Origin of the sequence: Agrobacterium vacciniicorymbosi, assembly GCF_040427045.1 — a bacterium.
Taxonomy (GTDB): Bacteria; Pseudomonadota; Alphaproteobacteria; order Rhizobiales; family Rhizobiaceae; genus Agrobacterium.
In genome coordinates this window covers 26,102-51,981 of sequence record NZ_JBETMF010000014.1, presented here as the reverse complement: position 1 = coordinate 51,981, position 25,880 = coordinate 26,102, and the positions used below count along the sequence as shown (strand labels likewise).

Sequence of the window (25,880 nt, the reverse complement as noted above, 5' to 3'; positions counted from 1 at the left end):
TCGCCGATGGACAATAGGGACATGGAAGCGGTGCGGTCGATCAAAACGACCGTCGCGATCGCGGGCGGTGGGCCTGCCGGGATGATGCTTGGGCTTCTTCTGGCGCGGGCCAATGTGGATGTGACCGTCATCGAAAAACATGGCGATTTTCTTCGGGATTTCCGTGGCGATACCATCCATCCCTCGACACTCGAGATCATCGAGCAGCTGGGCTTCATTAAGGAGTTTCTGGCGCTACCCCATACCGAAGCAAGGCAGCTGCATGCGGAGATCGGGGATCAGAAGGTGACGATTGCCGATTTCTCTTGGCTGCCGGTCAAGAACCGCTTCATCGCCTTTATGCCGCAATGGGATTTCCTCAATTTCATCGCCGGGAAGGCCGGGCAATATGAGAATTTCCGGTTGCTGATGAGCGCGCCGGTCACGGACCTGCTTCAAACAGGCGGCAGGGTTCATGGCCTTCGGGTCGAGACGCCGGATGGTCCGCTCACCATCGAAGCGGATCTGGTGGTTGGCGCGGATGGGCGCAATTCCGTCATCAGGGACAAGGCAGGGCTGGAGATTGAGCGTTTTGGCGTGCCGACCGAAGTGCTGTGGATGCGCCTGTCGAAACAGCCGGGTGATCCGACCGAAACCATGGGCCATGCCGGTCCGCAACAGGGTTTCGTGCTGATAGACCGTGGCGATTACTGGCAGTGCGGTTATGTGGTGCGCAAAGGCTTTTTCGCGGACATCAAAACCAAGGGGCTGGAGGCTTTTCGGGAGCGGGTTGCCGAAGTCTGCCCGCTGCCGCGTGAACGCCTGTCGGAGATAAAGAGTTGGGACGACGCCCAGCTTTTGACGGTGCGCATCGACCGCCTGAAACAATGGTGGAAGCCGGGGGTGATCTGCATTGGCGATGCCGCTCACGCCATGTCGCCGATTGGCGGTGTGGGCGTCAATTTGGCCATTCAGGATGCGGTGGCAACAGCCAATGTTCTGGTCCCGGTTCTATCGTCCGGGCGGTCCATCACCGATGTCGATCTGGCCGCCATCGAGAAACGCCGCTCCTTCCCCACCAAAGCCACGCAGCGCCTGCAATTGATGATGCGCAGCAAGAACAAGAAGGATCAGGCGGATGCAAAACGGGCAAAAGGCCCGCCCGCCTTCGTCCTTGCCATCATGCGTTTTCCGCTGCTCGCCCATCTGGCAGGAAGGCTGATCGGGCTCGGTTTCCGACGGGAAAAGCTCAAATATTGATGGTGCGGAATTATCGCTCGTCGTAGAGGCGGCGCAATATTCTGGCAGTTCCTGCCGCGCCATCCAGATTAAGATCGATCTTGCCCGGCTCCGGCAGTTTCAGTGCATCGTCAATGGCCTTTGCCATGGATTGCGGTGATATGGCGCTTTCTTCCAGCACATGGGCGAGGCCCAGTCTCGCCAGGCGGGACGCGCGTGCGCCCTGCTCCGTCTCTCCGCCTGCCGCAAACGGAATAAGCAGCGAGCGGCATTTCGCCTGCAGGATATCGCAGACCGTGTTGTAACCCGCCTGCGAGATGGACAGTTTCGCGCCCGACAGAAGGCTGGCAAAATCCTTGCGGAACCGGAAGACCGATATGCCATTGCCAGCCTGCGCCGAAATCGCCTCGAAATCCGCCTGCGGCATGTTGGGTCCGGTGATGAGGCACCAGCTTTTGACCTGATCGATCATCGGGGCGGCGTCGAGTGCGGCGCGGATCAGCGTCGCTCCAACCGCTCCGCCACCTGCTGAAACCACGACATCGAAACGTTCTTTCGGCGGTTCCGGCTTGGAAGGGGCGACAAGGCCGGTATAGACGATGCGCTGGCTGATCTGGTCGGCCAGCGGAAAGGTGTCTTCCAGCCGCACGAAGTTCGGGTCGCCATGCACTAGAACGGTGTCGAAATGCGTTTTGACGAGCGCTATCGTCTCTTCGTCGCGGCCGGGCTTGGCACGTTCCTGCAGGATATCGCGCAGGGATGTCATCACCAGCGGACGCTCCAGGCTGTGTTCGATGGCACTCAAAAGCGGCATGAGTTCGAAACGCACCTGCCTGCGGCCAAAGGGAAAGGCTTCGATGATGACGATATCGGGCCGTGCTCCGCGATAGGCACCCAGCAGCATGCTCGTACGATCATCCTTGAAGGCATCATCCACCGGCTTGCCTGTCGCATCCACCAGCCCGGAAAAGCTGCCATCGCTGACGGCAATCGGCGGCAGTTCGATGTGGCGGATGCCTTCGCCCGGAAAGCCGGGAACGGGTGTGCCGCCGGTGACCAGTGTCACGTCGAAACCATCCGCTACGAGCGCGCGCGCCACCCTGCTTGCACGGGCGATGTGGCCGATGCCGAGAAGGTGCTGAACGTAGAAAAAAACGCGAGGCGCGGATTGTGCGACGGTCAAACGGCTTTCTCCCATTCCTGCTCGAACAGAGCCTTCAGTTCGGTAATGCTGTTGCGGTGATCGAACGAGGTGCGCACGCGGTTTTCCGCAGCCGCTCCAAGACGTGCCCGAAGATTGGGGTCGGTGATCGCCGCTTGCAGAGCCTGCGAAAAAGCAGTCGCATCTTCCGGCTCAGTCAGCAATCCGTTTTCGCCATCGATGAAAAATTCGGGAATGCCCGAAATGTTGGTGGAAATGCAGGCAAGGTTCTGGCTGGCAGCTTCTACCAAGACATTCGGCAATCCATCGCGATCGCCATCGCTGGTGATGCGGCAGGCAAGCGCGAAGAGATCGGCTTGCCGATAGTGGTCCAGCACCTGTCTCTGATCCATGGCACCCGTCCAGACAATACGGTCGGAAAGGCCGAGTTCGTCTGCCAGCGATTTCAAGCTGCTCAACTCGTCACCGCCACCGATATGGGTGAAGCGCCAATGCAGCGACGCTGGCAGAGCGGCGAGGGCACGCAACAGAATGTCGATGCCCTTTTTCTTCACGGCGCGGCCGACGCTGAGAATGCGCACCGGATCATTGGGAGCGGAGCCATCGCGCGGAGCACGCGGGCCTTCGAAATGGGGAAAGCGCGTGAGGTCTAGGCCGTGATAGCTGAGGTGCACCTTTTCCTTGTCGCTTGCGAGATTTTGCAAATGCCTGAAACCGCTCGCGGTGCAGGTTACGGCCCAGCGGGCGCTGTCGAGCTTGTTGGCGAGGTCACGGTCGCTGGAGGTCCAGATATCCTTGGCATGCGCCGAGATCGTCCAGGGAATGCCGGTGATCAGATGTGTATAAGCGGCGACGGAAGCGGGTGTGTGTATGAAGTGAACATGCAGCCAGCCTGCATCGACTGGCCACTCATGCGCCAGCACGGCGGCCTGTCCGAAGCGGCGAAAGCGGTTGCGGGTAAAGTCATGGCGCAGATCGTGGAGAAAACGACGAAGCGCCAAGCCGAATCCGGGCTTGCGGCGGCAGGCCCAGAGCGCTTTCAGCACCCGCAACGGCTCCTCATGCAGATATTCCGGCAGGTAGGTCACGTTGGCACGGATTTCATCATGCACCGGGTGACGCTTCTTATCCGTCGGGCGGCGCATGGAAACGAGTTCCAGCTCCAGCCCTGCCTTTTCTAGGCCCAGAAGTTCCTGCGCGATGAAGGTTTCCGAAAGGCGCGGATATCCTTTCAGAAGAACCATGATTTTCTTTTTGACGGTCACGATATCCGCGTCTCTTTCTGAAATCAGGCGGTGGCGGGAAGAACTTTGACAGCATCTTCCGGCTGAAGCCACTCGGCAATGCGTCTGGAGATGTTTTCCAGCCCGTCGAGCTTGAGGTCTTTGCCATTGGCCGACGGTGGTGCGCGGTGGAGCAAATCCTTGAGCGCCTGCGCCATCTTCTTCGGGTCTTCCGCTTCCTCGGGTAGAAGCATGTCGAACAGACCGAGTTCCGACGCACGGCTTGCCCGGATCAACTGCTCTTCACGCGGTACGATGCGCGGCACGATGAGGGCTGGCTTGTCGAAGGAGAGAATTTCGCAGACCGTATTGTAGCCGCCCATGGACACGACCGCCTTGGCGCCCGCAACGATATCTTCCATGCGATTATCGAATTCGATGATCTCGATATAGGGAATATCGGAGGTGTTCTGCATGAAGCGCTGGCGCTGTTCGCCCGGCATATAGGGGCCGAGCACGATGAGCGCCTTTTGCGTCAGTTCCGGGTCGGCCTTATAGGCATTGATGACGTCATCGATCAATTCGCTGCCATCGCCACCGCCGCCGGTGGTCACCAGAATATAGTCGCCGTCCGTGCGCTGAGACGGATTTTCGGACTGTGTCTTCGAGCGTTGAAGGAAGCCGACGAAATCCATCTTGTCGCGCACCCTGGACGGCACATCCAGCCCCATTAGCGGATCGTGAAAATCAGGCGGGCCATAGACCCAGACGTGATCGTAATAGCGCTCGATCTTGCTCAAGACATCATTGCGTTTCCACTCGGCTTCCAGAAGCTGCGGCGCATCCATCACGTCGCGAAGACCGATCACGAGCTTGGTGCCTTTCTCCTTGAGATAGGTCAGCGTTTCCTCCACCTCGCCGCGCAGGCCCATGGGCTCCTTGTCGACGATGAAGATATCCGGCTGGAAGCTTTCTGCGGTGTGGTAGATGATCGAGCGGCGCATTTTCAGCGTTTCCTGAAGATCGATATGCCGGTCGAGCGATGTATATTCACCGTTTCTGAGCTTGATGACGCTGGGGATTTTGACGAAATCGACCCGGGCGCGATAGTCGAACGCGCCGGCGATGGTGGCGCCAGAGATGATAAGGACGTTGAGACCTCGATAATCCTCCACCAGCGCATGGGCAATGGTGCGGCAGCGGCGCAGGTGCCCAAGCCCGAAACTATCATGGCTGTACATGAGAATACGGACATCGTTCAGACGGGTACTCACGGGTGGCACCTCTTGTCCAGGCTCTGATAGCGCGTCGTATAGGGTCGATATGTCACTGGACGGTCCGTGGTTATTTAAAGGGATCTGCCGCATCACGTAGTCCATCGCCAAAGAAATTAAAGGCCAAGATGACGAGCACCACCGGCACGGTGGGCAGAAGAAGCCATGGATACAGGGCAATCACGCTCACGCTTCTCGCTTCTGTGAGCAGAATACCCCAACTTGTGATCGGCGGGCGAAGGCCAAGGCCAAGGAAGCTGAGTGCCGTCTCGCCGAGGATCATGCCCGGAATGGTCAGCGTCGCGGAGGCAATGAGATGCGACATGAAGCCGGGTATGAGATGCCGGCCGATGATACGCGGTGTACTGGCTCCCATCAATTGCGCGGCCAGAACATAGTCTTCCTCGCGCAGCGCCAGCAGTTTGGAGCGCACCGCGCGCGCAAGGCCGGTCCAGTCCAGAAGGCCAAGGATGAGGGTGATGCCGAGATAGACGAGAATCGGGCTCCAGGTTACCGGCATGATGGCGGCCAGCGCCAGCCACAGCGGGATGCTGGGGATCGATTGCAGCACCTCGATGATGCGCTGGACGATGAGGTCGAAGACGCCGCCGCGATAACCGGCGAGACCACCGATCACGATGCCGAGAACGAAGCTCATGGCGACACCGAAGAGGCCGATGGTCAGCGAAATGCGGGCGCCATAGATGATGCGCGAGAGAACGTCGCGACCCAGACGGTCTGTACCCAGCAGATACATCTGGCCATTTTCGGCGGGGCAGACCAGATGCACATTGCTGTCGAACAGGCCCCAGAAGGTATAATTATCGCCGCGGCAGAAGAAGCGGATTTTCTGCACATCCGTCGGCACGTCGGTATAGACGCGCCGCAGGTTTTCCATGTCGAGGCTCATGCTTCGTCCGTAAACGAAGGGACCGACGAACTGGCCATCGTGGAAGAGATGGATGGCCTGCGGCGGCGCATAGATGTTTTCGACGTTGCGCGTGTGCAGATTGTAGGGTGCCAGAAATTCGCAGATCAGGATCGACAGATAGACGAACAGCAGAAACGCGCCGGAATAGACCGCCAGCTTGTGCTGCCGAAACTGCCACCACATCAGCTTGAACTGTGATGCCTTGCTGAAGGCCGCAGCACCAGAGGTGGTCGGCTCCACCAGATTGGGATCGAAAGGCGCAGTCGAGACATAGTGCGGCAAGGGTTCGCCGGGCTTTGGAATGGAGGAGGTCATTTTATGTTACCACCCCCAAAGCGGATGCGCGGATCGAGAATGGCAAGCGCAATATCGGAGATAAGCACGCCGATCACCGTCAAAAATGCGAGGAACATCAGGAAGGAACCGGCCAGATACATGTCCTGACTTTGCAGCGCGCGGATCAGCATCGGGCCGGTCGTTTCCAGCGATAGAACGACGGCAGTGATTTCTGCGCCGGAGATGATGGCAGGCAGAATGGAGCCGATATCCGAGATGAAGAAGTTGAGCGCCATGCGCAGCGGATATTTCGTCAGAACCTTGAACGGATGCAGGCCTTTGGCGCGTGCCGTCACCACATATTGTTTCTGCAACTCATCCAGCAGGTTAGCCCGCAAACGGCGGATCATGCCCGCGGTTCCCGCTGTGCCGATGATGAGAACCGGTATCCAGAGATGTTCCAGAATGGACTTGAACTTGGCCCAGCTCATTGCCTGGTTCAGATACTCACGGTCCATGAGGTGACCGATGGAGGTGCCGAACCAGATATTGGCAAAATACATCAGGATCAGGGCCAGCATGAAGTTGGGAATGGCAATGCCCAAAAGCCCGAGGAATGTCAGGCCATAATCGCCCCAGCTGTATTTATGCGTGGCGGAATAGATGCCGATAGGGAAAGCCAGCACCCATGTCACGATGATGGTCACGAAGGAGACCAGCATGGTCAGCCACAGACGGTCGCCCACGACCTCGTTGACGGGCAGCTGGTATTCGAACGAGAAGCCGAAATCACCCACCAGCATGCCGGTCGCCCAGCGGAAATAGCGGATCGGCGCCGGTTGATCGAAGCCGTAACGGGCGCGCAGTTCCTCGATTTCGGCCAGATTGGCGGTTTCGCCCATGGCCCGCATCTCTGCGACATAGCTCTCGAAATAATCCCCCGGTGGCAATTCGATGATGGTGAAGACCAGCATCGAAATCAGGATGAGAGTGGGGATCATCACGAGCAGGCGCCCTAGAATATATCTGAGCATGTCATGCGTCTCCGTCGTACCAGAACGCGTCTGGCATATAGACACCGAGATAGGAGGTGGGTTCGAAACCGTAGAGCGCCTTTTCCGGCACGTTGCGCATCTTCGTCACATGCACGATGGGCTGCAGCGCGCTGTTGACGATGCCGATGGAAAAGACCTGCTGGGAATAGATGCTCAGCATTTCCAGCCAGATGTCGCGGCGCTCTTCTTCCGTCACGCTGCGACGCCATTGTTTCAAAAGCGCAAGCAGATGAGCGGCTTCCGGCAAATCCGGTTCCTTGCCTTCACGCCCGCCTGAGAGGTAATGCACACCCCAGACCGGCCATTGAAGCTGGTCGTCACCCGTGGGGGCAAGGCCAGCGGGCAGCATATCTGGTGTCGGCACGGCATTGTCCATGCCGAACCAGACCGACATCATGACTTCGCCGCCCATGGCGCGCTTGCGGAAGACATCGCGCTGGGTTGGTCTGCTAGATAGAGATATGCCGATCTTGCGCCAGTGGTCGGTTACCAGTTCCAACACGTCCGTCTCCAGCGTGCTTTCGCCTGCGGTTTCGACGATGATATGGGCCGCGCGTCCATCCGGCAGCAGGCGAATGCCGCGGTCGTTGCGGGTCGTCAGCCCCAGTTCGTCCAAGAGCGCATTTGCCATGGTGGGATTGAAGTCGGACCATGCCTTGGCAAATTCCGGGCGATAGAGCGAGCTTTCAGGCAGAACCGTATCGGCGCTTTCTTTGGCAAGACCGTAGAAGCAGACCATGTTGATCTCATGCCGGTCGATGCCAATAGACAGGGCACGGCGCATGCGCACGTCGCGGAACAGATTGCGCCAGACATCGTCGCCGCAATTCAGGTTCGGCAGCAAACAGACGCGCGAGCCTTGGCTGCGTGTCCACAGATTGACCTTGAGCGGGTAGCGATCTTCCGCATCCTTCAGGAAGGTATAATCGTTGAAATCGAGCCCCATGAATTGAAGGTCGCTATCCCCGGACGCCGTCTTGGCAGCGATGATTTCCGATGAGGTGACATTCAGCAGGAAGCGGTCAAGGTAAGGCAGTTGAAGGCCGTTTTCATCGACGCGATGGTAATAGGGATTGCGCTCGAAAATGAACTGTTCGGCAGGCGGCGCGGTGATGTTGCGCCATGCGTCGAGCGTTGGAAGATCGGGGTTTTCCGGGCGAAGCTGTCGCGACATCTTGATGTGCAGGCTGCTCCAGTCATCCACCTTGTTCTTCTTGATCAGCTTGGCGAGCTTTTCCGGCGTCTGATATTTGATGTGGAACTGCTTCATATAGGCAGCAGGCAGGAACAGGCGCGCGGGCGAGGCACCGGCAAGCTTGGCCAGAAAATCCGGGTTCGGACCTTCCCATGTGTAGCGAACGCTCAGGCGGTCAACGACCTCCACTTTTGGAGGTTTTTCATAGACCAACAGCTCGATTGGCGGGCCGCCTTTGTGGATTTCGAGGTTGAGCGCCACGTCCTCCCAGAAATAGCGGAAGTCTTCGGTCGTGAAGTCGCTGCCATCTGACCATTTGTGGCCATCGCGCAGTTTCAGCGTGAAAATCCGCTCCTCATCGACCGTATAGCTTTCCAGAATATCCGGCTGGAATTCGAACTTCTCGTCGTAACCGACAAGACGTGCATAGCTGTTGATCGGCATCAGGCGGATGTCGCGCTGGCCACCGATCAGCATACGCACGGAGCCACCGTGTTTCCCGGGCTCGCGTCCAAGGTTTTCCAGGTTCATCACGCGGGGATTTTTCGGCAGGCGCTGATCGACGGGTGGAAGATCGCCTTTCTCGCGTTTTTCCTTGAGGAAATCAGAATCCGTATAGGCCGCCAGCGCTTTCCAGGGAGCGAAGACGGAGGCAAGAAGGGCAAGTGTCGTTCTGCGCGTGATCACGAGCGTAACTCCGCAACATCCACATTTCCATTGGCCAGTACGAGATGACCGCCACCGAGATCGGCGGTGATGAGCCCGCCTTCATCGCTGTCGCGGAACTGCTTGCCCCAGTCGAATTTGCCGGTGGCGCTGATCTTGGCGATGGTGCTGAAATCGAGTGGCCTGTCCAGATCCGGGAAGGGAACGGCGGCCAGCAGGGATTTGGTATAGGGGTGGACGGGGTTGCGCATCAGTGTCTCGCGCGGTGCCAGTTCAACGATCTTGCCTTCGCACATCACCGCCACACGGTCCGCCATATAATCCACCACGGCCAGATTGTGCGAAATGAAGAGATAGGTGAGGCCGAGGTCTTTCTGCAAATCTTTCAGCAGATTGAGAATCTGCGCCTGTACTGAAACGTCGAGCGCCGAGACGGGTTCGTCGCAAATCAGCAGTTCAGGCCCGAGCGCCAAGGCTCTGGCGATGCCGATACGCTGGCGCTGGCCACCGGAGAAACTATGCGGGTAACGGTTGAGCGCGCTGTCTCCCAGACCGATGGCCCGCAGCAGCCCACGCACTTTTTCGGAGCGGTATTTCGCGTCGCCGCGACCATGGATTTGCAGGGGTTCGCTCAGAATATTGCTGACCGTCATGCGCGGTGAAAGCGAGGAGATGGGGTCCTGAAACACCATCTGTATCTTCGTGCGCAATTCACGCAGATCACCATCTCTGGCATTCATCACGTCGATATCGCCATTGCGGCTGTGGAAGGTGATGGAGCCCTCATCCGGGCGCACGGCGCGCATCAGGATTTTGCTGACGGTGGTTTTGCCGCTGCCGCTTTCGCCGACAAGGCCGAGACATTCGCCGCGACGAATCTCGAAGCTCACGCCATCGACGGCTTTTGTCGTGCTTGACTTGCCTGAAGTGAACCAGCTGGATTTGCGGGTGGTGAAGGTTTTGCTGACATTGTTGACGCTCAGGAGAACGCCATCTGCCTTGTCCACATGTGTAGATTTCTTGCCGATCAGGCTTTCCTTGTCGACCACCACTTCGCGAAGCGCTTTCAGCCTTTCGCCGGGCTTCATGTCGAAATGCGGCACGGCGGCCATCAGGCCCTTGAGATAGGGATGGGCCGGGGCACGGAAGATTTCATCGACCGTTCCTGCCTCCATGATTTCGCCTTGGTAGATGACGGCGACTTCATCGGCAATATTGGCGACGACGCCGAGATCATGGGTGATCAGCAGCATGCTCATGTTGAGCCTGCTTTGCAGATCGCGCAGCAGTTTGAGGATTTGTGCCTGTATCGTTACATCGAGTGCGGTCGTCGGCTCATCGGCAATTAGAAGGGCAGGGCGGCAGATCAGCGCCATCGCAATCATCGCGCGCTGCCGCATGCCGCCGGACAGTTCGAACGGATACATGTTGCAAATCTTGGCCGGATTGGAAAAGCCGACGAGATCGAGCGTTTCTTCGAGCTTCTCCTGCCGCTCCTTGGGCGTCAGCACCGAATGAATTCGCAGGGCTTCATCGATCTGGTTGCCAATGGTGTGCAGCGGCGAAAAGGACGTCATAGGCTCCTGAAAAATCAGGCCGATGCGGTTTCCGCGAATGGCCCGCATGGGCTTGCCATCTGGTTCCAGCTGCAGCAGATCGACCGCTCCGCGCTCCGGACGTGCCGGATCTGAAAACAGGATGCGACCGCTGACCTTTGCTGTGCGCGGCTGAATGCCCATGATGGTCTGGCCGATGACGGATTTGCCAGAGCCGGATTCGCCCACCAAGGCGGTGACTTTGCCCGGCAAAATACGAAGGCTGGTGTTTCTAACGGCATCGATTTTACCGCCCATCAAGGAAAAAGAAACTTGAAGGTTTTCGATACGAAGCAAGTCGGCGCCTGAACTCATGCCAAGGGTGTCCTCACCGTTTCTTATTTTGCCTAGGGCAGTTATTTAAGGGCCATGTACATTACGTTATCGCAGGCCTGTAGTTCTGTCTATGCTCCTGAAACATCGAAAACTTCAGGATGTTCCGAATGTCGCAGGCTTGCGTGAAAACATGTATTTGGAAGATGTGTCCGAGTTATTAAACCCAGAGGAAGCCACCATGCCAGACAAGGCTTATTTCGATGGAAAACTGGCTGAGGCGCGGCAATTGCTGGCGAATAAAAATTTCAGCGACGCGCGCAATATTCTCGATCAGCTTTCGCGGGAGAGCGACCGGCATCTGATGGGCGAGACGACTGCGCTTGGACTGCCGCGCAGGCTTCATTCCGCTTTTCTTCGGCTTGCCAAAGCTGAAGGCAATGCGGTGGGCCGCACCGGCTATCAATATCTGCTGGTGCCCCCACCCGATGTCTTTGCGCTCTATGGCCGTTTTTCGACGGAAGAACGCCGGTTGATCGCAGCGAAGAACCGCCAAACCGTGCCGAAATGCATTCATCAGATATGGATCGGCGACAAGCCGGTGCCGGTATCGACCGGTGCATGGGCGGACCATGCGAAGACGAACGGGCTGGACTATATCCTGTGGCGGGAAGCTGATCTTGAGCGGGAGGGGATAAGCTCAAACCCGATCTTTGCCAGAATGCTGGCGGAGGGGGATTATCCCGGTGCGGTGGATGTGGCGCGTTACATCATTCTGGCGAAATTCGGCGGCATTTATCTGGATTGTGATTTTTACCCCGCGCGCGACGATCTCAGCTTTTTCGACGTCTTGCCGATGATCGGGCTCACGGCCTTTGGCGAAGATGTGCCGCGCAAGACGGGGCAGGGCACCCTGCTTCTGGCCAATTCTTTCATTGCCACCCCGCCCGGTCACCCTGTCTTTAGCCGGATGCTTGAGGCGTTTCCGGACATCCTGACAACGCTGCCGAAGGCGCCGGCATGGTGGGCAACCGGCCCGCTGATTTTCACCGTGGTGGCGAGGGCGGGTTCGGTGTCTCTGGCGGCGGCGCATTTTGTTGCGGCTCTCTTGCCGGACCGGGCACCTTTCAGTGACGTTGAAGCGGCGCGCGCTCGCGCGGATGCTGACGACGGTCTGCTGATTGCCTGGAAATCATGGTGACAGCCATTGGCGCGAAGAGCGCCATCGGCAACCGGGATGACTGGCCGTGAGTGTGAAGAGCGAGCGCAGAAAGGTCCAGACACTTTCATCGTGATCGAGATGGTGGGTGAGTATCCCCGTCATGCCGCCGGTCTCATGTGCCTGTCGCACACGTTCTGCCATTTCCGTAAACAGCAGATCATGGTCTTTGCCAGCGCGCGTACCGCGCCAGTCTATGACATCGACATGGGTGTTGAGGATCGGAAGGCTGCCTGCGGTTTCTGGGCCGTAGACGGAGAGAGCCTTGTAGCCCAGTTGTGGCAAATGCTCGATCACCGCCTGATCGATGCGGTTCCATGGTGGCACCAGCATGGGAACGAAACATCTGCCGTGAAGGGATTGCAGTTTGGTCAGTCCTTGCTGCAATTCTCCAAGCACTGTCTCGAGCGGCCTGTGTAATCCAAGCTCGCGCTTTTTGTCGTCAGGCCCGGCATGGTTCTGGTGCGCCCAGCCGTGCACGGCAACATCAATTGCGGTCGTCTGCTCAAGCCGCTTTGCCAGCGCGTCGCCGGTTGGCTCTGGAATGACGGCCAGCGTCATGGGAATGGCGAAGTGCTCGGAAAGCTCCAGCAGACGGTCCAGCGCCGGGCTCGGCTCCGTCGCGTCGTCATCCCGCAACCAGAAATCCGCGACGATGTTTCTGCTGGCAAAATCATCCAGCATTTCCAGAAGCAGTTTTTCACTCATGATGTCCGCTCCGGCAGGTTTAGGAGAATGGTGTTCAGCGTGACCGCTGCATTTTCAAGCGAGCGTTCGACAGTCGCGAAATGGCGGGCATTTGCTGCCGTCGCCCGACGCAGATCGTCATTTCTCATCAGCCTTACCAATGCCTCGGCATAGGCCTCGATATTGCCGGGCTCGGTCAGAATGCCGGTTTCACCATCCATCACGACCTCCGGCACACCTGCGATCCGTTCGGCAATGACAGGCAGGCCCGCCGCCTGTGCTTCAAGATAAGCAAGCCCATAGGCTTCGCCATGCCCCGGCCAGACATAGATGGAAGAGCGGGAGAGAATGTCGGCAATTGCTTTGGGTGTCTGCTCGCCATGCCAGATGGTGCGGCTCTCATCGAATGTGGCGAACAGACCTCTCACCGTATCACCCTCCGGCCCATCTCCGATGATCTCCAAGGTCCATGGTAAATCATGCGGCAGTTGTTTCAATGCCTCGGCCAATGCCCGGTAGCTGCTGAGCTTGTCGCCCGCACGCATCATCGCAACGGTTGCGAGGCAATAGCGGGTGGGGGAGGGAGCGGTTTTCGTAAAGGCAGAGGCATCGATGAAGGGTGGCAGCATGGCGCAACGGATATTCGCCTCCGCCTTTGACAGCCCGTCCCGGTCTCGCTTCGTGAAGCAGATATTGACGGCAGCGAAACGCAGATCGGCGAGGAGCGCCTCCTGTATCTCACCCCAGCCCATGGCATTTCGCTTCGGCGAATAGGAAGCCTCGGCGGTGACATAGGCGATGCCGAAGCGTTGGCAAAGCTCCGGTCCCAGAAGGTCTCTTGCCTTGTAATAGGGGTGATAGCAGAACCAGATATCCGGCTTGCCTGCGCCCTTCCATGCGGTGGCGATGCGCTCGCGCTCCGTCTCCGCTGCCTGTACCAGTTCGCGGTGTTCTTCCCCGTCCGGGTCGCGCATAAAACTGCGGAGCTCCGACACAACCGCCACCTCATGCCCGCCCATCTGCATCGCTTTCATCAACTGGCGTGCCATCAGCCGGTCACCGGAGGGGACGGGATGGTTGGGAGATTTCAGCGGGGAATAGAAGGCGATTTTCATCTGTCCGTTTTGCTTTGTCGCTCAAGGCTTCGTCAATGGGAATTTGCGGCGGCCAAACCTTGACACTGTGGCTGTTCTCGCCCAACTGATGGGCATCTCTCTCCATGCGCGGGGCGCAATCAGCTTTGACTTCCTCTTCAAACGCACAGCAACTTTTAGAGCTTATCCGGTCGAAAAAGGCCAAAGCAGGCGTCATCGGCCTCGGTTATGTCGGTCTGCCGCTGGCTATGACCATTGCCCATTCCGGCTTCAAAGTCGTCGGCTTTGACATCGACCCCGGCAAGATTACCGCCATCGACGCCGGTGAAAGCTACATCGAAGCGGTCTCGCACGATGTTTTGAACGGCGCGCGACAGGACGACGGCTTCGTTGCGACCTGCGATTTCGCGCAGCTTGCCGATTGCGATGTCATCGCCATCTGCGTTCCCACACCGCTGACGAAGTACCGCGATCCTGATCTTTCCTATGTTGAAAACACCTGCCGGGAAATCGCCAAGACGCTGCGCCCCGGCCAACTCGTGGTGCTGGAATCCACCACCTATCCCGGCACCACGGATGGTGTGGTGAAAACCATTCTGGAAAAGACCGGCCTCAAATCCGGCTCTGATTTCTTCCTCGGCTTCTCGCCTGAGCGTGAAGATCCCGGTAATCGCGATTTCCAGACCTCGACCATTCCCAAAGTCGTATCCGGCGATGGCGCGGATGCGGCAGAGATGATGGTGGCTTTTTATGGTGCGGTCGTCAAAACCGTCGTTCCCGTCTCTACCAATGCGACGGCTGAAGCGGTGAAGATTACCGAAAACGTCTTTCGCGCCGTCAACATCGCCCTCGTCAATGAATTGAAGGTCGTTTACGAGGCCATGGGCATCGACATCTGGGAAGTCATCGATGCGGCCAAGACCAAGCCGTTTGGCTACATGCCCTTTTATCCAGGCCCCGGTCTCGGCGGTCATTGCATCCCGATCGACCCCTTCTATTTGACGTGGAAGTCGCGCGAGTATGATTTGCCAACGCGCTTCATCGAGCTTGCGGGCCAGATCAATACCGGCATGCCGCGCCACATCGTCAGCCGTTTGGCAGAAGCGCTGGATATTCATCGCGGCAAGGCGCTCAGCCGCTCCAAGGTTTTGATTGTGGGCCTGGCCTATAAGAAAAACGTGCCGGATATTCGCGAAAGCCCTTCGCTGAAACTCATCGAACTCATCATCGAGCGCAGCGGTGAGCCGTCCTATTTCGACCCCTATGTCGCGGAAATTCCGAAGACCCGCGAATATGGCGATCTCTTGGGGATGAAGTCTGTCGCATGGGACAAGCAGACGATCAGCGCTTTCGACGCGGTGCTGGTAGCGACCGATCACGACAATATCGACTACCAAAGCCTGAGCGAATGGTCGCCGCTGATCATCGATACGCGCAATGCCTTTGCCAAGCGCGGCATCGTCGCGAGCCACATCATCAAAGCCTGATGGAAGAGAACAGATGAGCAGACTGGACAGCTTCATTCGCCGCCTGACGGCGCAGCGGGACATTCTCAACCATGTCCATACCGATCTGGACCTCCCAGCGGGCAATCCCGTCATGGAAATCGGGCTTGGCAACGGGCGCACTTTCAATCATCTGCGCGAGCTTTTCCCGGATCGTCGTATCGTCGCTTTCGACAGGGCCATGGGTGCGCATGCCTCTTCGGTGCCGGAGGACGACAATCTTGTGATCGGTGAAATCGCCGAGACGGCGCAGGCCTATGTCGGCGTCGAGGCGGGTCTCGTGCATGCCGATATTGGCACCGGCTATCCTGAGAAGGATGCCATCACGCTCACATGGCTGCCGCAGCTTGTGGCGGGAATGTTGGCCAAGGGCGGTGTCGCCGTCAGCGGTCTTCCGCTGGAAGAGAAAAGCCTCAACCCGCTGCCTATCCCGACGTCCGTTCCCGAAGATCGGTATTTCCTTTACCGGAAAATCTAGAGCGCTTCCTTGTTAAATGGAGACAGTTCTGTTGGTTCAAACGGGATCGACTGCTTGTCCGGACGGCGCGTGCCGTAGCCTTAGCATACGGCCAAGCCGTCCGGGCAAGCAGACGGCCCGTTTCAACCAACCCGAAGGGCCGGGCATATTTCCGCCAGGGCTAAGGCGATCGGCTCGACCGTACCTTTGGGTATGCCCTTCGCCGATCGCCTTAGCCCTGACGAAAATCTGCTCCGGCAGAACGTTTCCATTTAACAAGGAAGCGCTCTAGGCTGGTAGAAAAAGCTGGCTTTCGGTCTCTGAGATCAGAAAGATTTTCATCTGCGAGCTTTTGCCGCGAATGGGGATCGTTCGGCTCTGCAGGGTTTTGACGTCATGGCCGGATTGCCGCAGCACGGGTTCTGAAACGACGATGGCCGTGTCGAATTCCTTGGCCGCACTTTCCAGCCTGCTGGCAACGTTGACGGTGTCGCCAATCGCCGTGAGGTTCTTAGCGCCGCCATAACCCATCACACCGACGATGGAGGGGCCTGCGTGAATGCCGATGACGATTCGCAGCTTCACCGCAAACTGATTTTCCAGCTCTTCGTTGAGCGTTTCTATGTTGCGCAGAATGAGTGCCGCGGCTTTCAGCGCATCGCGGCTTGCCGTTTCCTTGTTGCCCTCAAGGCCGAACAGCGCCATGGCGCCATCGCCAATGAACTTATCCAGCCGTCCGCCCGCCTGCTCCACGGCTTGCCCTACCACGGTGAAATAGCGGTTGAGCAGAAATACCATGTCATAGGGCAGGCGCGCTTCTGACAGAGCCGTAAAGTTGCGAAGATCGCAGAACAGGACGGCGATCTCTTCTTCGCGGCCGGGGCGGATCGGTTCGCCGCTGGCGGGGATGTCGCTTTGCTGTTTGGAAGCCAGCAGCAGGGCCACGTTGAGATTATGCTTCGGGCGAAGCTGGCAGGCGAGCCGCACGTCGGAATCGGCATGGATACGCTGGAGCGTCGCGCGTTCCATCGAGGATGGTTCCGGCAGAGGCCCTTGCGTCTCGATGATCCGCACCCGGCAGGTGGAACAGCGTCCCTTGCCGCCGCAAGCCGAAAAATGGGCAACATTGCCGGAGCGGCTGGCTTCCAGCACGCTGAGGCCCGCAGGCGCCCGCACCATCGCGCCGTGATCATAGCGGATTTCGATGGAGTTTGATCTCTGCCGCAGACTGCGTACACCACGCAGAACGAAGACCAGTAGAACCGCCCCGCCGAAGGTGGCCTTTGCAGCTCTTGTAAAGGTGTCTATTGCAGCTTCAAGCTCGGCCTGATTGGCATGCACAACGCGCGGCGGCGGCGGGTTATATTCCATCTCCCGACCTGCATCGCTGAAGCCTAGAAGAGCAAGGATTGGCATCAGCACGGCCACCGTCAGCAGATAGGGCGAAATGCGCTTGTACCAGTCGCGGTAGCGCAGCCAGAAGAATATTCCCAAACATCCGTGCAGCCATATCAGCACCAACGCTACGCTTTGGCGCAGACCGAGGAGAGGGTTACGGATCCAGAAATTATAGATGACGGTCTCATAACCGACATCGATGCCATAGAGCATACGCGACAGTCTTATGCCGCTGGCATGGTCGATGATGAGATAGGGTATGATGAGCCCGATGAAGATTTGCAGCGCTTCGCGCACCGGCATTTTCAGCGTGCGGCGGACATAGATGGAGCGCAGGACCAGTAGGATATGGGTCAGAACCGCGCCATAAAGGATAAGGCTGCTGAGAGGATTGAGCCAGAGAAGGCTAAACCACATGCGCCCATATTCGGCGGTTTCTATCGAGACCAGCGCCAGAGCGTGGTTCGACAGATGCGTGAAGACGAAGGATAGCATGATAAGGCCGGACAGCAATCGTGCACGCCTGAGCGACGTTTCCGACACGATATGGGCCATGCTTCCTGTCTCCGGTTGGCTGTATTCACCATGGGGCAATGTGCCAGGGGAGACGTCCCTGCAGAAAGCCGCTCGCTGCTATACTCTAATGCTTTGAGAAGCAGAATAGATCAATGATCACGTCATCGGCATTTTGAAACGCGTGAGACCGCTGGTCCAGACGCGCCTCTTCAAAGCTCTATTGTCTGGCCATCCCATGCGGCGAAGGCGCCGGCGAATTCCTTTTTCGCATCCGCTTCGATGATCTCAAGCTCGGCATCCGTGCGGAAAGGCGCGTGATGGATGAGGCCGACGCTCTTCGCATTTGCGTGCTTGGCCAGAAGAACGGCTTGCTGCCATGAGGAGTGACCGTAACCGCGATAGGTTTCCATCTCGGCATCGGTGAAACATGCGTCGTAGAGAAACAGGTCGACATTGTCGATCAGCTTCAAAACCGACTTGTCCAGCTTTCCGGTTTCGTGCTCCGTATCGGTGATGATGGCGAAGCTGCGGCCCTGCCAGTCGATGCGGTAGCCGATGGCATTGCCGGGATGGTTCAGCATGCCTGTGGTGATGTTGAGTTCGGGATGAACCGGCAGCACATCACCGGCCTTGAAATCCTTGGTGATGATCTGGGCGCAGCAGATATCGAGAGGGGCGGGGAACCAGGGCGGGCTCATGAATTCGGCCAGCATTTCCCGCGTGGTTTTCTGTCCGGCAAGATGGCCGGACCATATGCGCACATCGTTCTCACGATTGAAGAAGGGTTTGAAATAGGGGAAGCCGACGATGTGATCGTAATGGCAATGGGAGAAGAACATGTTGACATCACCGATGCCCTCAGCCTTCAGCGCCTGACCGGCGGGCAAGAGGCCCGAGCCCGCATCGAACAGCAAGACGTGGTCTCCGCACCTCACTTCGATGCAGATCGTGTTACCACCATATTTTTGGAATTTTTCTCCTGAGACGGGAAGCGTTCCTCTTGCTCCCCAGATCTTGACCCGAAATTCCTGTTTATTGTCCCGACGATGATCGTCGGAATGCAACGCCATGATACACCCCAATTTACCACGAGTGCCCCAAGCTCCTCCTATGGGCACCGTGCTATCTTTCCTGTCTTTGCCCCAGCCTTCCGGGAGACAGCTTACGTCTCCGCCATTAGTACGCTCAGCATTTCAGTTTTATTACAATAGCACCACTTTTATTTTTCTTTCGAATAATGGCGCTGGAGAATGGTGTTTCTTTTAAGCGTTGGATCCCGACCGCGCTTTGCTGAGTTCCGACGTCGTCTGTGTCAGACGCTCGGCCAGTACCCGCATCACCTTGATCGTCACATCGGGAAAATCGGACATCAGCTTGAAGAACTGTTCTTTGCCGATCCGCAGCGCTTCCACTGACGTCGAGGCGCGCACGGTTGCGGTTCTGACGCTGTCGCAGAGAATGGCGATTTCACCGACGATGGCGTTGCCGCTCATTTCGGTCAGCTTTATCTGGCCGGACGGCGAGTCTATCAGCACATCAACCTTGCCTGTCAGCAGTACATAAGCAGCATCGCCAAGATCACCTTGGCGGAACAACTCGTCTCCGGCATGGTAGGAAACCCGATCAGATGCAAATGCCAGCAACTTCAGCTTGGAGGGTTCCATTTCGCTGAAGAAGGGAACGCGTTTCAGCATCTGAATTTCGTCTTTGAAAAGCATTGCCTTTTCCTGTCCGTGTTCCTGTTCGATCGCCATACACTACGCTGCGATCATTTCTTTGAATGTACCGTTTTCTTCCGAAAGAGTCTCGTATGTTCCATCTGCGACCACCGACCCATGGTTGATGACGATAACACGATCGAACATTTTTGACAGTGACGGGTTTGAGAGCACCCATAGCACGCCGGGATTGGCGCCATCGCTCTTCAGGAAGGCCATGACATTATCGACGATCTCCTGTTGCAGGCGATGGTCGAGACCGGGAAGCGGACGGTTGAGGACGTAATAGTCCGATTTTCTGATCAGCGCGCGGGCCAGATTGAGCTTCTGGCGCTGCAACGGCCCCAGACGCTTGCCGCCTGCGCCAAGGTTGAATTCAAGGCCGACGGCCAGCACCTTGTCATAAAGGCCCTGCTTTTTCATCGCATCGGCAACGATCTTCGTGATGCGGCGGGACGCGTCTGCATAGCGATGGCTGATCTTGCCGAACAGGATGTTGTCGAGAAGGCTGGTCGATGTCGCATATTTTTCCGGATCATAGGGCTCGATCCAGCTGCGCAGGTCATCCGGTAGTTTTTCGTGGAACATGTGGCGCACTTCCACGATCTTATCCATCACCTCCTGCGTCAGAAGGCCGAAGCGCTGGCGCGGTTCGATGTAGAAGAAGCTGAGCCGCAACATGGCGCGCCGCTCCGCCTCGGTCGCATCCGTGTATCCCTTGCCCTGAAGGCGTTGCAGCATCTGCTGATAGCCGGGAATATCGTCCGCCGTCATGAAGGTGAGCTGCTGGAAGAACGGGTGGTCGGGCGGCAGGTCGCTGAAGATTTCAACGACGTTTTCGGCAATCGTATAACCCATGGCGAACAGGGTTTCGGACAGGCCGGTGCCGCGCATCAAAGAGCGGAAATAGTCACTGTTGATGATCATGCTACTGCCGGTCGCGGAATCGCGCATCGTGCCGAACATGATGTTTTCGCCGACCGTCGCCTCGGCATTGTAGCTGTTGGGCTCAAACGGCACGATCAGGCCACTGAGATTTTCCTTGTCTAGCTCCACGCGCAGCGCCTGACGCAATTCCACGATCCGCGCTGCGAGATGCAGATCGGTCAGGGGATCGATGGATGAGCGCAGCGCAAAATCCAGAACATCCTGCGATAGTTGAACCGTATCGAGGACCGACAGCATGGCTTTCAGGAATTTTCCCTCTTCATCGCTTCCGGCGGGGCTGGATCCGTAATCGATCCAGTCGCTGTTGATATCGATATCGGGATTTTGCGCGAGCTTGGCCTCGCGGATTTCCCATTTGCGATGTTCGAGTTCGGCACCTTCATACTCACGCGGCTTCAAAGGGGCGTGTTTCAGGCCGTAAACGAGGTTTTCCTTGAGGCTGTCATGGAAGAAATAGGTGTCGGCAGATACATAGGAGATGCGCCGTCCGGTGACGGATTCCGGCAATTCGTGAAGGTCGGTATCCCCGAACGTAATCTTGCCTGAGGTTGGCCACAGGGTACGCCCCAGCGCATCTGCCAGCGCTTCTGCCCCCGAGCCGCCGACGATTGCGATGCTTTCACCCGGATTAATGGTCAAGGATGCCTGATCGAGAAGACGCGTGCCGCTATCGTCGTCCAGCGACAGCCCGGCGACAACGATAGGGCCAGTGATGGCCTCTGCCGCTTCCGGCGAAAGGGCCTGAATTTTCGAGTCGATCATGGTGGGTGAATCGAACTGCTCGAAAACCTGCTCGTATTTGACCTGAACGTCCTGACGGGCCTGATCCCAGTCGATCAGTTCCTTCAGCGGGCCGGGAAGTTCCTTGTAAGCGTTGATGACGGCCACGAGCTGACCGACATCGAGGCTGCCGCGCAGCGTCAGATAACCGCCCAGCGCGTAGAAGAAAAAGGGTGTCAGCTGCGCCAGAAAGTTATTGATGAATTTGACGATGAACTTCCATTGGTAGAGATCGTAGCGAATCTTGAAGATTTCGCCGAGCCGGTGGGCGGCGTCCGCTCTCTCGTAATTGGAGGTGTCATAGGCGTGGATCGTGCCGATGCCATCGACCATTTCACCGATACGGCCTGCCAGTTGCCGGGCGCTCAGCTGGCGCTGTCTGCCGAGTTCGATCAGGCGACGGCGCATTTTGGGGATGATGCCGACCTGAATGGCGGCCATGAAGGCGGCAATCAGGCCAAGCCAGAAATTCTGCACGAGAATGAAGAAAAGCGCCGACAGCGCCTGTCCGCCCAGAAGGGCGGGCTGGACGAAGGCGTCACCGGTAAAGCCACCCAGCGGCTCGACCTCATCCTTGATCATGCTGGAGATTTCCGCGCCTTTCACACGTTTGAAGTGGGACGGGGGAAACAGCAGAATACGGTCGATCAGCTGGAAGCGAATGCGGCGCAGGAGACGCTCGCCGAGGCGGCCCTTATAGGTGTTGATGTAGTATTTGAAGAGACCGTTGATGATGACGAGTGCCAGAAAGGTCAGGCTCAGCCCCATCAACATGCCAAGGCGGGTCAGTTCGATGCCCGGAAACAGCGTGATCTTCCCCATATAGGGCAGATCGAGCGTCAGATGCATGAAGAGCTGCGTGGAGTTCACGCCCTCGAAACCATCCCCCTGGATCGGGCCGTTGACGATCTGTTTGGGCAGGTCAAAGGCGAGGAAGTATGGGATCATCGAAAACGCGACGATCAGCAGAATGAAAAGCTGCTGCCGCCGTGTGTGATTCCAGATATAGCGGGTTAAACTTTTTTCCATGTAGGACTTCTGTGCCTTGCCAGACTGGAAGGTAATTGATGTTTTCGATTGCGTCAAAGCCGCTCTTGAATGCAGGCAGATGTCGTTTCGAAAATGGAGAGAGTATGCGTGCTGCGGTGAACGAAACGGAACATGACGCCCAGGATCGGCGTGGTCCATTTAGTCACGAATTCGGCTGAATACGAGCCTTATAGCGCATTTCTTCAGAAACGAAATACACGGCTGCTGCCAAGCGCGCGAATTTCGCCCTTTGGCGCATCTGCCGACTGCTGGTCCAGGGGTATAAGCTCTATTCGGCGGCCCTCACCGGGGGCTAAGTGAAACCAGTCCTCGGCTGGCCGAAAGCCTTCCGCCGCAACGTGCACGGACTGTGCAAAACGATCGGTGGTGAGATGCGCGATCCAGCGAGCGCCCTCGCGCGACACTTCGGCGTGAACTGTGGCGGGATGCATGGCTGCCTTGCGTCCATTCGGAAAATGAAACGCACCTACCAATAGCGCGCCGGTTTGCTGATCGATCAGCCGCGCAACCGTCACATCGTGAGAGGGTGGGCCGAAACGATAGGCATAGGTCGTATCGAAAAATGCGCCGAACAAATCCGTAGCCGCGATTTTTTGCTTCTCACGTGCTGCGAGGTTGATCGCACGTTTGCCGGTCACGACAGGCTGGAGACCATCCCGCAAGCAGGTGATCTCGACCACGGCGTCCACATCGTTAGGGCCTTCGTTGATGAGATGGATATCGAGGCCGTTCGTTCCTTCATCGAGAAGCGTGATCTGTAGCGGGCGGAAGGCGCGCTTCAGCCCATAATAGGCGGCCTTCGGTTCTCCCGTCGCATCGACCACGCCCCAGCCAGGGCCGGGCAGCAAATCCTGCAATGTCCAGACCAGAGCGCCCTGACAGGACGATCCGCTGCGGCGCCATTCCGCGAATGTCGCTTCCATGACTTCAGCGCTGACAGCGCGCGAAAGGTCGAGATATCGCTCACCATCCTCGCGGCGCAGGGTGGATGGCTCCACCTCGTAGAGCAGCTTGAGATAGTGATCTCGCACATCTTCGAAATCCCATGACGCGCCACGGTCCCGGGGCACGCGGGCTTTCCACTGCGGGTCGTGCACTGGCTTTGCAGGCAAGTACTTGTCCAGCGTGCGTTGCTGCGGGACATTGGCGAAGGCGAGGCATTCTCCGGCAAAGCGCAGATCGGCGCGGCGCGCATCCTCCAGCGGTCTGCAATAGGCGCCGACACCGTAGTAGTGGCCGACTTTCTCGTTCGGAACAAAGGGCAGGGCCCCACCGAAAGGGGAGTTGGGGACATAGGCGATATCAGGCCGGATCCGCCAGACATGTGCGGGCAGGATTTCTTCTGTCAGCGGACCTTTCCAGAACTGTTCGGAAAGCCCCAGCATCGCGCCCTGCTGGTACATTTCGCTACCGCCGCACAGCACGGTCAGCGATGGGGAGAGCGCGGTATTCTTGAGAAGCTGCGAGATTTCCGCCTCGATATGGGCAAGGAATGCCTCATCCTTAGCCGGATAATCGAAATTCGCCAGCATCATGTCCTGCCAGACCATAAGGCCCAACTGGTCGCAAAGCTGGAAGAAGTCCGGTGTCTCGTAAGCCATCGTGCCGCCAATGCGGATCATGTTCATGCCGGCCTCGGCTGCCAATCGAAGCCAGGGCTCGTAATCTCCGGTGGTGCCGGGCAGCCGCACGATATCGGCATTGGTCCAGACCGCACCCCGGCAGAAAATCGGCTCACCGTTGATGTTCAGGCCAAAGCCTTTGCCATCCGCGCCGTTGTCGATCTCGATGCGGCGAAACCCGGTCTTGCCGAGAGGATATGTCTGCCCTTCGATGCGAAGTGAGACGTCGTGAAGAACAGGTGTGCCATGCGTAGCGGGCCACCAAGGCGCGATGTCCGCCAATCGCAACTGACCTTCAAAGGTGCAATCGCCTTTCGCTTCCATCCTTCCGGAGTGGCCTGCGCAATGTATCTCGACCGCCGACACATCTCGTTGCAAGCGGACAGCCAAATGCAGAGTTCCGGTTCCATCGGCCTCAAGCTCCGATCGAGATGACAGCACGTCGAAAACGCGCTCGCTCTCGCGGATCAGGCGGATAGGACGCCATGGGCCAACAGCATGAACCTCCGGGCACCAGCCAGGCATGTGGCCAAGCGCCGTCGTTCTGACCAGCCGCAGGCCCTGCGAATTCATCATCTGCGGACGCCAGCGTGCCCGTGGGCCGGGTCGTTCTAGACGGGGCGCAAGGGCGCGAAAACAGATGGCGAGTTCATCCGCGCCGGTCTGATCGAAAGGGATATCCAGCGCTTCGAACATGCTGGTGGAATGGGCCAGAAGTTCTCCATTGAGAAAAACCTCCGCAATCGTCGCCAGCCCCTCAAAGCGCAATCTGGCGGGACCGACGACATCAGACACCAGCGTCAGCCGGTACCATGCGTCCTGTGTGTTCAAGGGTTTGGGGTTGAGTCGATCAAATTTTCCGAGCGTTTCCAGCGCTTGTGCGACAGTGCCGGGAACGGGTGCCGTCATCTCTTCGGCATCGATGGGAATATCGACCGGCGTCAGATAGGCATCGGGTTCCGTCAGCGTTAAAGTCCATCCCTCGCTGAGCGACTGGCCATTCGCAGCGTGGAAAACGGATGCTGCCGTCACGCCGCCTCGCTTGTGTTGCTGAGCCTGCTCTCCAGTTCCGCCATCATCTCGTCCCAGGCTGCGATGGCCGGGTCGAGCACAGTCGCCAGCGTATCGAACTTGCGGCGCGCAATGGCACGGGCAAGCTGGAATTGTACGGTTTTTGCCACTTCCGAAATGCGAAGCGCGTGGGCCGGTGCCTGCCCAAAGCGCTGCTCGCCACCCAGCCATTCCAGATGGCTGGCGGCGAGTTCGAAATTGGCACCGAGCTGGCGAAGCGTGTTGAAGGCGTATTTATGGAAAAAGCCGAAGGGCCGGTCGGCCACTGCTTCCACCTGCTTTGGAAAGACTTGAGCGAAAGCCCTGATCGGGTTGCTCTTCGGTCGTCTCTCGAAATGCTGAAGCAGAAGCCGGCTCGCCGCTCTCAGCCTTTCCTTGTCGCCAATAGGCTTTTCGGGAAATTTGGCAAATTCCGTGTAGGGCAGAAAAGGAAGATCGTCTTCCGTCAGATGGTGCTGGAAAATGCCGGAGAAATCGTCGCCTTCCAGCGCGAAGTAACCGGCATTGTGGAAATATTCCAGCCTGCGGGTTTCCATATCCATGCGGTTGATGGCGACGGTGGTCTTGCCGTGTTCTTTGCGATAGGCGGTGCCGTGCGTATCCGGCATGTAGAAACTGTCCATCTCGATCAGGCAGATGCGGCCGCGCTGCAGCTGCGTTTCGATATGGCTTTCGAGCATGTCGAAAATCGCCAGTTCGGTGACACGGATGCCATAAAGCGCCTCAAGATCTTCCAGCGGTACCTTGAAGAAGGTGAACTGGTCGCCCTCGAAATCCTGGGTCAACGTAAAGCCGAGCATGGCTTCCGGCGGCAGATTGCTCGCAGCCAGAAGCTCGATCCACAGATCGACATAGCAATTGGTTTCCGGCCACATGCGCTCCAATGAATGAAGCGAATGTTGAACATAGGTGTCAGCGCTCAAGGCCGGAAAAATACTCGTCATGCC

Annotated in this window: 19 protein-coding genes; 4 read left to right on the top strand and 15 right to left on the bottom strand. The window is 57.8% G+C overall.

Annotation, left to right across the window (positions count from 1 at the left end):
- Positions 1-6 precede the first annotated feature (6 nt).
- Entirely contained in the window at positions 7-1,239 is a 1,233-nt protein-coding gene (locus tag ABUK73_RS19745; RefSeq protein ID WP_353578795.1) for an FAD-dependent oxidoreductase, read from the top strand.
- Between the two features lie 10 nt (positions 1,240-1,249).
- Here ABUK73_RS19745 and ABUK73_RS19740 read toward each other — a convergent pair whose 3' ends face one another.
- The 7 genes from ABUK73_RS19740 to ABUK73_RS19710 all read right to left on the bottom strand — a co-directional run bounded on the left by ABUK73_RS19740 (position 1,250) and on the right by ABUK73_RS19710 (position 10,910).
- A complete protein-coding gene (locus ABUK73_RS19740) occupies positions 1,250-2,416 on the bottom strand; it encodes a glycosyltransferase family protein (protein ID WP_353578794.1) in 1,167 nt (388 codons plus the stop codon).
- Complete coding sequence (locus tag ABUK73_RS19735; RefSeq protein ID WP_454892398.1) at positions 2,398-3,624, bottom strand: glycosyltransferase; 1,227 nt, start codon at positions 3,622-3,624, stop codon at positions 2,398-2,400. The genes ABUK73_RS19740 and ABUK73_RS19735 overlap by 19 nt, the downstream gene beginning before the upstream one ends.
- Positions 3,625-3,668: 44 nt before the next feature.
- On the bottom strand, positions 3,669-4,877 hold the full coding sequence (locus tag ABUK73_RS19730) for a glycosyltransferase family protein (RefSeq protein ID WP_353578792.1): 1,209 nt from the start codon (positions 4,875-4,877) through the stop codon (positions 3,669-3,671).
- A gap of 70 nt (positions 4,878-4,947) precedes the next feature.
- Positions 4,948-6,123 carry an ABC transporter permease gene (locus ABUK73_RS19725; protein WP_353578791.1) on the bottom strand — a complete coding sequence of 392 codons (1,176 nt, stop codon included), beginning with the start codon at positions 6,121-6,123 and terminating at the stop codon, positions 4,948-4,950.
- Complete coding sequence (locus ABUK73_RS19720; RefSeq protein WP_113086143.1) at positions 6,120-7,118, bottom strand: ABC transporter permease; 999 nt, start codon at positions 7,116-7,118, stop codon at positions 6,120-6,122. The genes ABUK73_RS19725 and ABUK73_RS19720 overlap by 4 nt, the downstream gene beginning before the upstream one ends.
- Position 7,119: 1 nt before the next feature.
- A complete protein-coding gene (locus ABUK73_RS19715) occupies positions 7,120-9,021 on the bottom strand; it encodes an ABC transporter substrate-binding protein (protein WP_353578790.1) in 1,902 nt (633 codons plus the stop codon).
- Entirely contained in the window at positions 9,018-10,910 is a 1,893-nt protein-coding gene (locus tag ABUK73_RS19710) for an ABC transporter ATP-binding protein (RefSeq protein ID WP_353578789.1), read from the bottom strand. The genes ABUK73_RS19715 and ABUK73_RS19710 overlap by 4 nt, the downstream gene beginning before the upstream one ends.
- Positions 10,911-11,109: 199 nt before the next feature.
- On the opposite strand from ABUK73_RS19710, the gene ABUK73_RS19705 reads away from it, so the two are divergent.
- Positions 11,110-12,069, top strand: coding sequence for a glycosyltransferase family 32 protein (locus tag ABUK73_RS19705; protein ID WP_353578788.1), 960 nt, complete (start codon positions 11,110-11,112; stop codon positions 12,067-12,069).
- Here the strand turns inward: ABUK73_RS19705 and ABUK73_RS19700 are convergent.
- Together ABUK73_RS19700 and ABUK73_RS19695 are read right to left on the bottom strand one after the other, a co-directional pair.
- Complete coding sequence (locus ABUK73_RS19700) at positions 12,061-12,795, bottom strand: polysaccharide deacetylase family protein (RefSeq protein ID WP_353578787.1); 735 nt, start codon at positions 12,793-12,795, stop codon at positions 12,061-12,063. The genes ABUK73_RS19705 and ABUK73_RS19700 overlap by 9 nt on opposite strands.
- Positions 12,792-13,889, bottom strand: coding sequence for a glycosyltransferase family 4 protein (locus tag ABUK73_RS19695; RefSeq protein WP_353578786.1), 1,098 nt, complete (start codon positions 13,887-13,889; stop codon positions 12,792-12,794). The genes ABUK73_RS19700 and ABUK73_RS19695 overlap by 4 nt, the downstream gene beginning before the upstream one ends.
- A gap of 125 nt (positions 13,890-14,014) precedes the next feature.
- On the opposite strand from ABUK73_RS19695, the gene ABUK73_RS19690 reads away from it, so the two are divergent.
- Entirely contained in the window at positions 14,015-15,355 is a 1,341-nt protein-coding gene (locus ABUK73_RS19690; protein ID WP_353578785.1) for a nucleotide sugar dehydrogenase, read from the top strand.
- Positions 15,356-15,368: 13 nt separating this feature from the next.
- Positions 15,369-15,851, top strand: coding sequence for a class I SAM-dependent methyltransferase (locus ABUK73_RS19685; protein ID WP_353578784.1), 483 nt, complete (start codon positions 15,369-15,371; stop codon positions 15,849-15,851).
- A gap of 267 nt (positions 15,852-16,118) precedes the next feature.
- Here the strand turns inward: ABUK73_RS19685 and ABUK73_RS19680 are convergent, their stop codons facing one another.
- The 6 genes from ABUK73_RS19680 to ABUK73_RS19655 all read right to left on the bottom strand — a co-directional run bounded on the left by ABUK73_RS19680 (position 16,119) and on the right by ABUK73_RS19655 (position 25,877).
- Entirely contained in the window at positions 16,119-17,783 is a 1,665-nt protein-coding gene (locus ABUK73_RS19680) for an adenylate/guanylate cyclase domain-containing protein (protein WP_353578783.1), read from the bottom strand.
- A gap of 170 nt (positions 17,784-17,953) precedes the next feature.
- The gene (locus ABUK73_RS19675) at positions 17,954-18,655 is read right to left on the bottom strand and encodes an MBL fold metallo-hydrolase (protein WP_353578864.1); all 702 of its coding nucleotides are present in this window, start codon (positions 18,653-18,655) and stop codon (positions 17,954-17,956) included.
- 351 nt (positions 18,656-19,006) lie between these two features.
- A complete protein-coding gene (locus tag ABUK73_RS19670) occupies positions 19,007-19,462 on the bottom strand; it encodes a cyclic nucleotide-binding domain-containing protein (RefSeq protein WP_113086191.1) in 456 nt (151 codons plus the stop codon).
- Between the two features lie 39 nt (positions 19,463-19,501).
- Positions 19,502-22,219 carry an ABC transporter ATP-binding protein gene (locus ABUK73_RS19665; protein ID WP_353578782.1) on the bottom strand — a complete coding sequence of 906 codons (2,718 nt, stop codon included), beginning with the start codon at positions 22,217-22,219 and terminating at the stop codon, positions 19,502-19,504.
- Between the two features lie 203 nt (positions 22,220-22,422).
- On the bottom strand, positions 22,423-24,894 hold the full coding sequence (locus ABUK73_RS19660; protein ID WP_353578781.1) for a glycoside hydrolase family 2 protein: 2,472 nt from the start codon (positions 24,892-24,894) through the stop codon (positions 22,423-22,425).
- The gene (locus tag ABUK73_RS19655; RefSeq protein WP_353578780.1) at positions 24,891-25,877 is read right to left on the bottom strand and encodes a DUF1839 family protein; all 987 of its coding nucleotides are present in this window, start codon (positions 25,875-25,877) and stop codon (positions 24,891-24,893) included. Before ABUK73_RS19655 ends, ABUK73_RS19660 begins: the two co-directional genes overlap by 4 nt.
- Positions 25,878-25,880 lie beyond the last annotated feature (3 nt).

Bases quoted from the DNA above. Each gene is read 5' to 3' on its own strand.
- ABUK73_RS19665 (WP_353578782.1), bottom strand. From the start codon at position 22,219: ATGGAAAAAAGTTTAACCCGCTATATCTGGAATCACACACGGCGGCAG.
- ABUK73_RS19735 (WP_454892398.1), bottom strand. From the start codon at position 3,624: ATGGTTCTTCTGAAAGGATATCCGCGCCTTTCGGAAACCTTCATCGCG.
- ABUK73_RS19655 (WP_353578780.1), bottom strand. From the start codon at position 25,877: ATGACGAGTATTTTTCCGGCCTTGAGCGCTGACACCTATGTTCAACAT.
- ABUK73_RS19745 (WP_353578795.1), top strand. From the start codon at position 7: ATGGACAATAGGGACATGGAAGCGGTGCGGTCGATCAAAACGACCGTC.
- ABUK73_RS19705 (WP_353578788.1), top strand. From the start codon at position 11,110: ATGCCAGACAAGGCTTATTTCGATGGAAAACTGGCTGAGGCGCGGCAA.
- ABUK73_RS19725 (WP_353578791.1), bottom strand. From the start codon at position 6,123: ATGACCTCCTCCATTCCAAAGCCCGGCGAACCCTTGCCGCACTATGTC.
- ABUK73_RS19720 (WP_113086143.1), bottom strand. From the start codon at position 7,118: ATGCTCAGATATATTCTAGGGCGCCTGCTCGTGATGATCCCCACTCTC.
- ABUK73_RS19710 (WP_353578789.1), bottom strand. From the start codon at position 10,910: ATGAGTTCAGGCGCCGACTTGCTTCGTATCGAAAACCTTCAAGTTTCT.
- ABUK73_RS19670 (WP_113086191.1), bottom strand. From the start codon at position 19,462: ATGCTTTTCAAAGACGAAATTCAGATGCTGAAACGCGTTCCCTTCTTC.
- ABUK73_RS19685 (WP_353578784.1), top strand. From the start codon at position 15,369: ATGAGCAGACTGGACAGCTTCATTCGCCGCCTGACGGCGCAGCGGGAC.
- ABUK73_RS19740 (WP_353578794.1), bottom strand. From the start codon at position 2,416: ATGGGAGAAAGCCGTTTGACCGTCGCACAATCCGCGCCTCGCGTTTTT.
- ABUK73_RS19680 (WP_353578783.1), bottom strand. From the start codon at position 17,783: ATGGCCCATATCGTGTCGGAAACGTCGCTCAGGCGTGCACGATTGCTG.
- ABUK73_RS19700 (WP_353578787.1), bottom strand. From the start codon at position 12,795: ATGAGTGAAAAACTGCTTCTGGAAATGCTGGATGATTTTGCCAGCAGA.
- ABUK73_RS19695 (WP_353578786.1), bottom strand. From the start codon at position 13,889: ATGAAAATCGCCTTCTATTCCCCGCTGAAATCTCCCAACCATCCCGTC.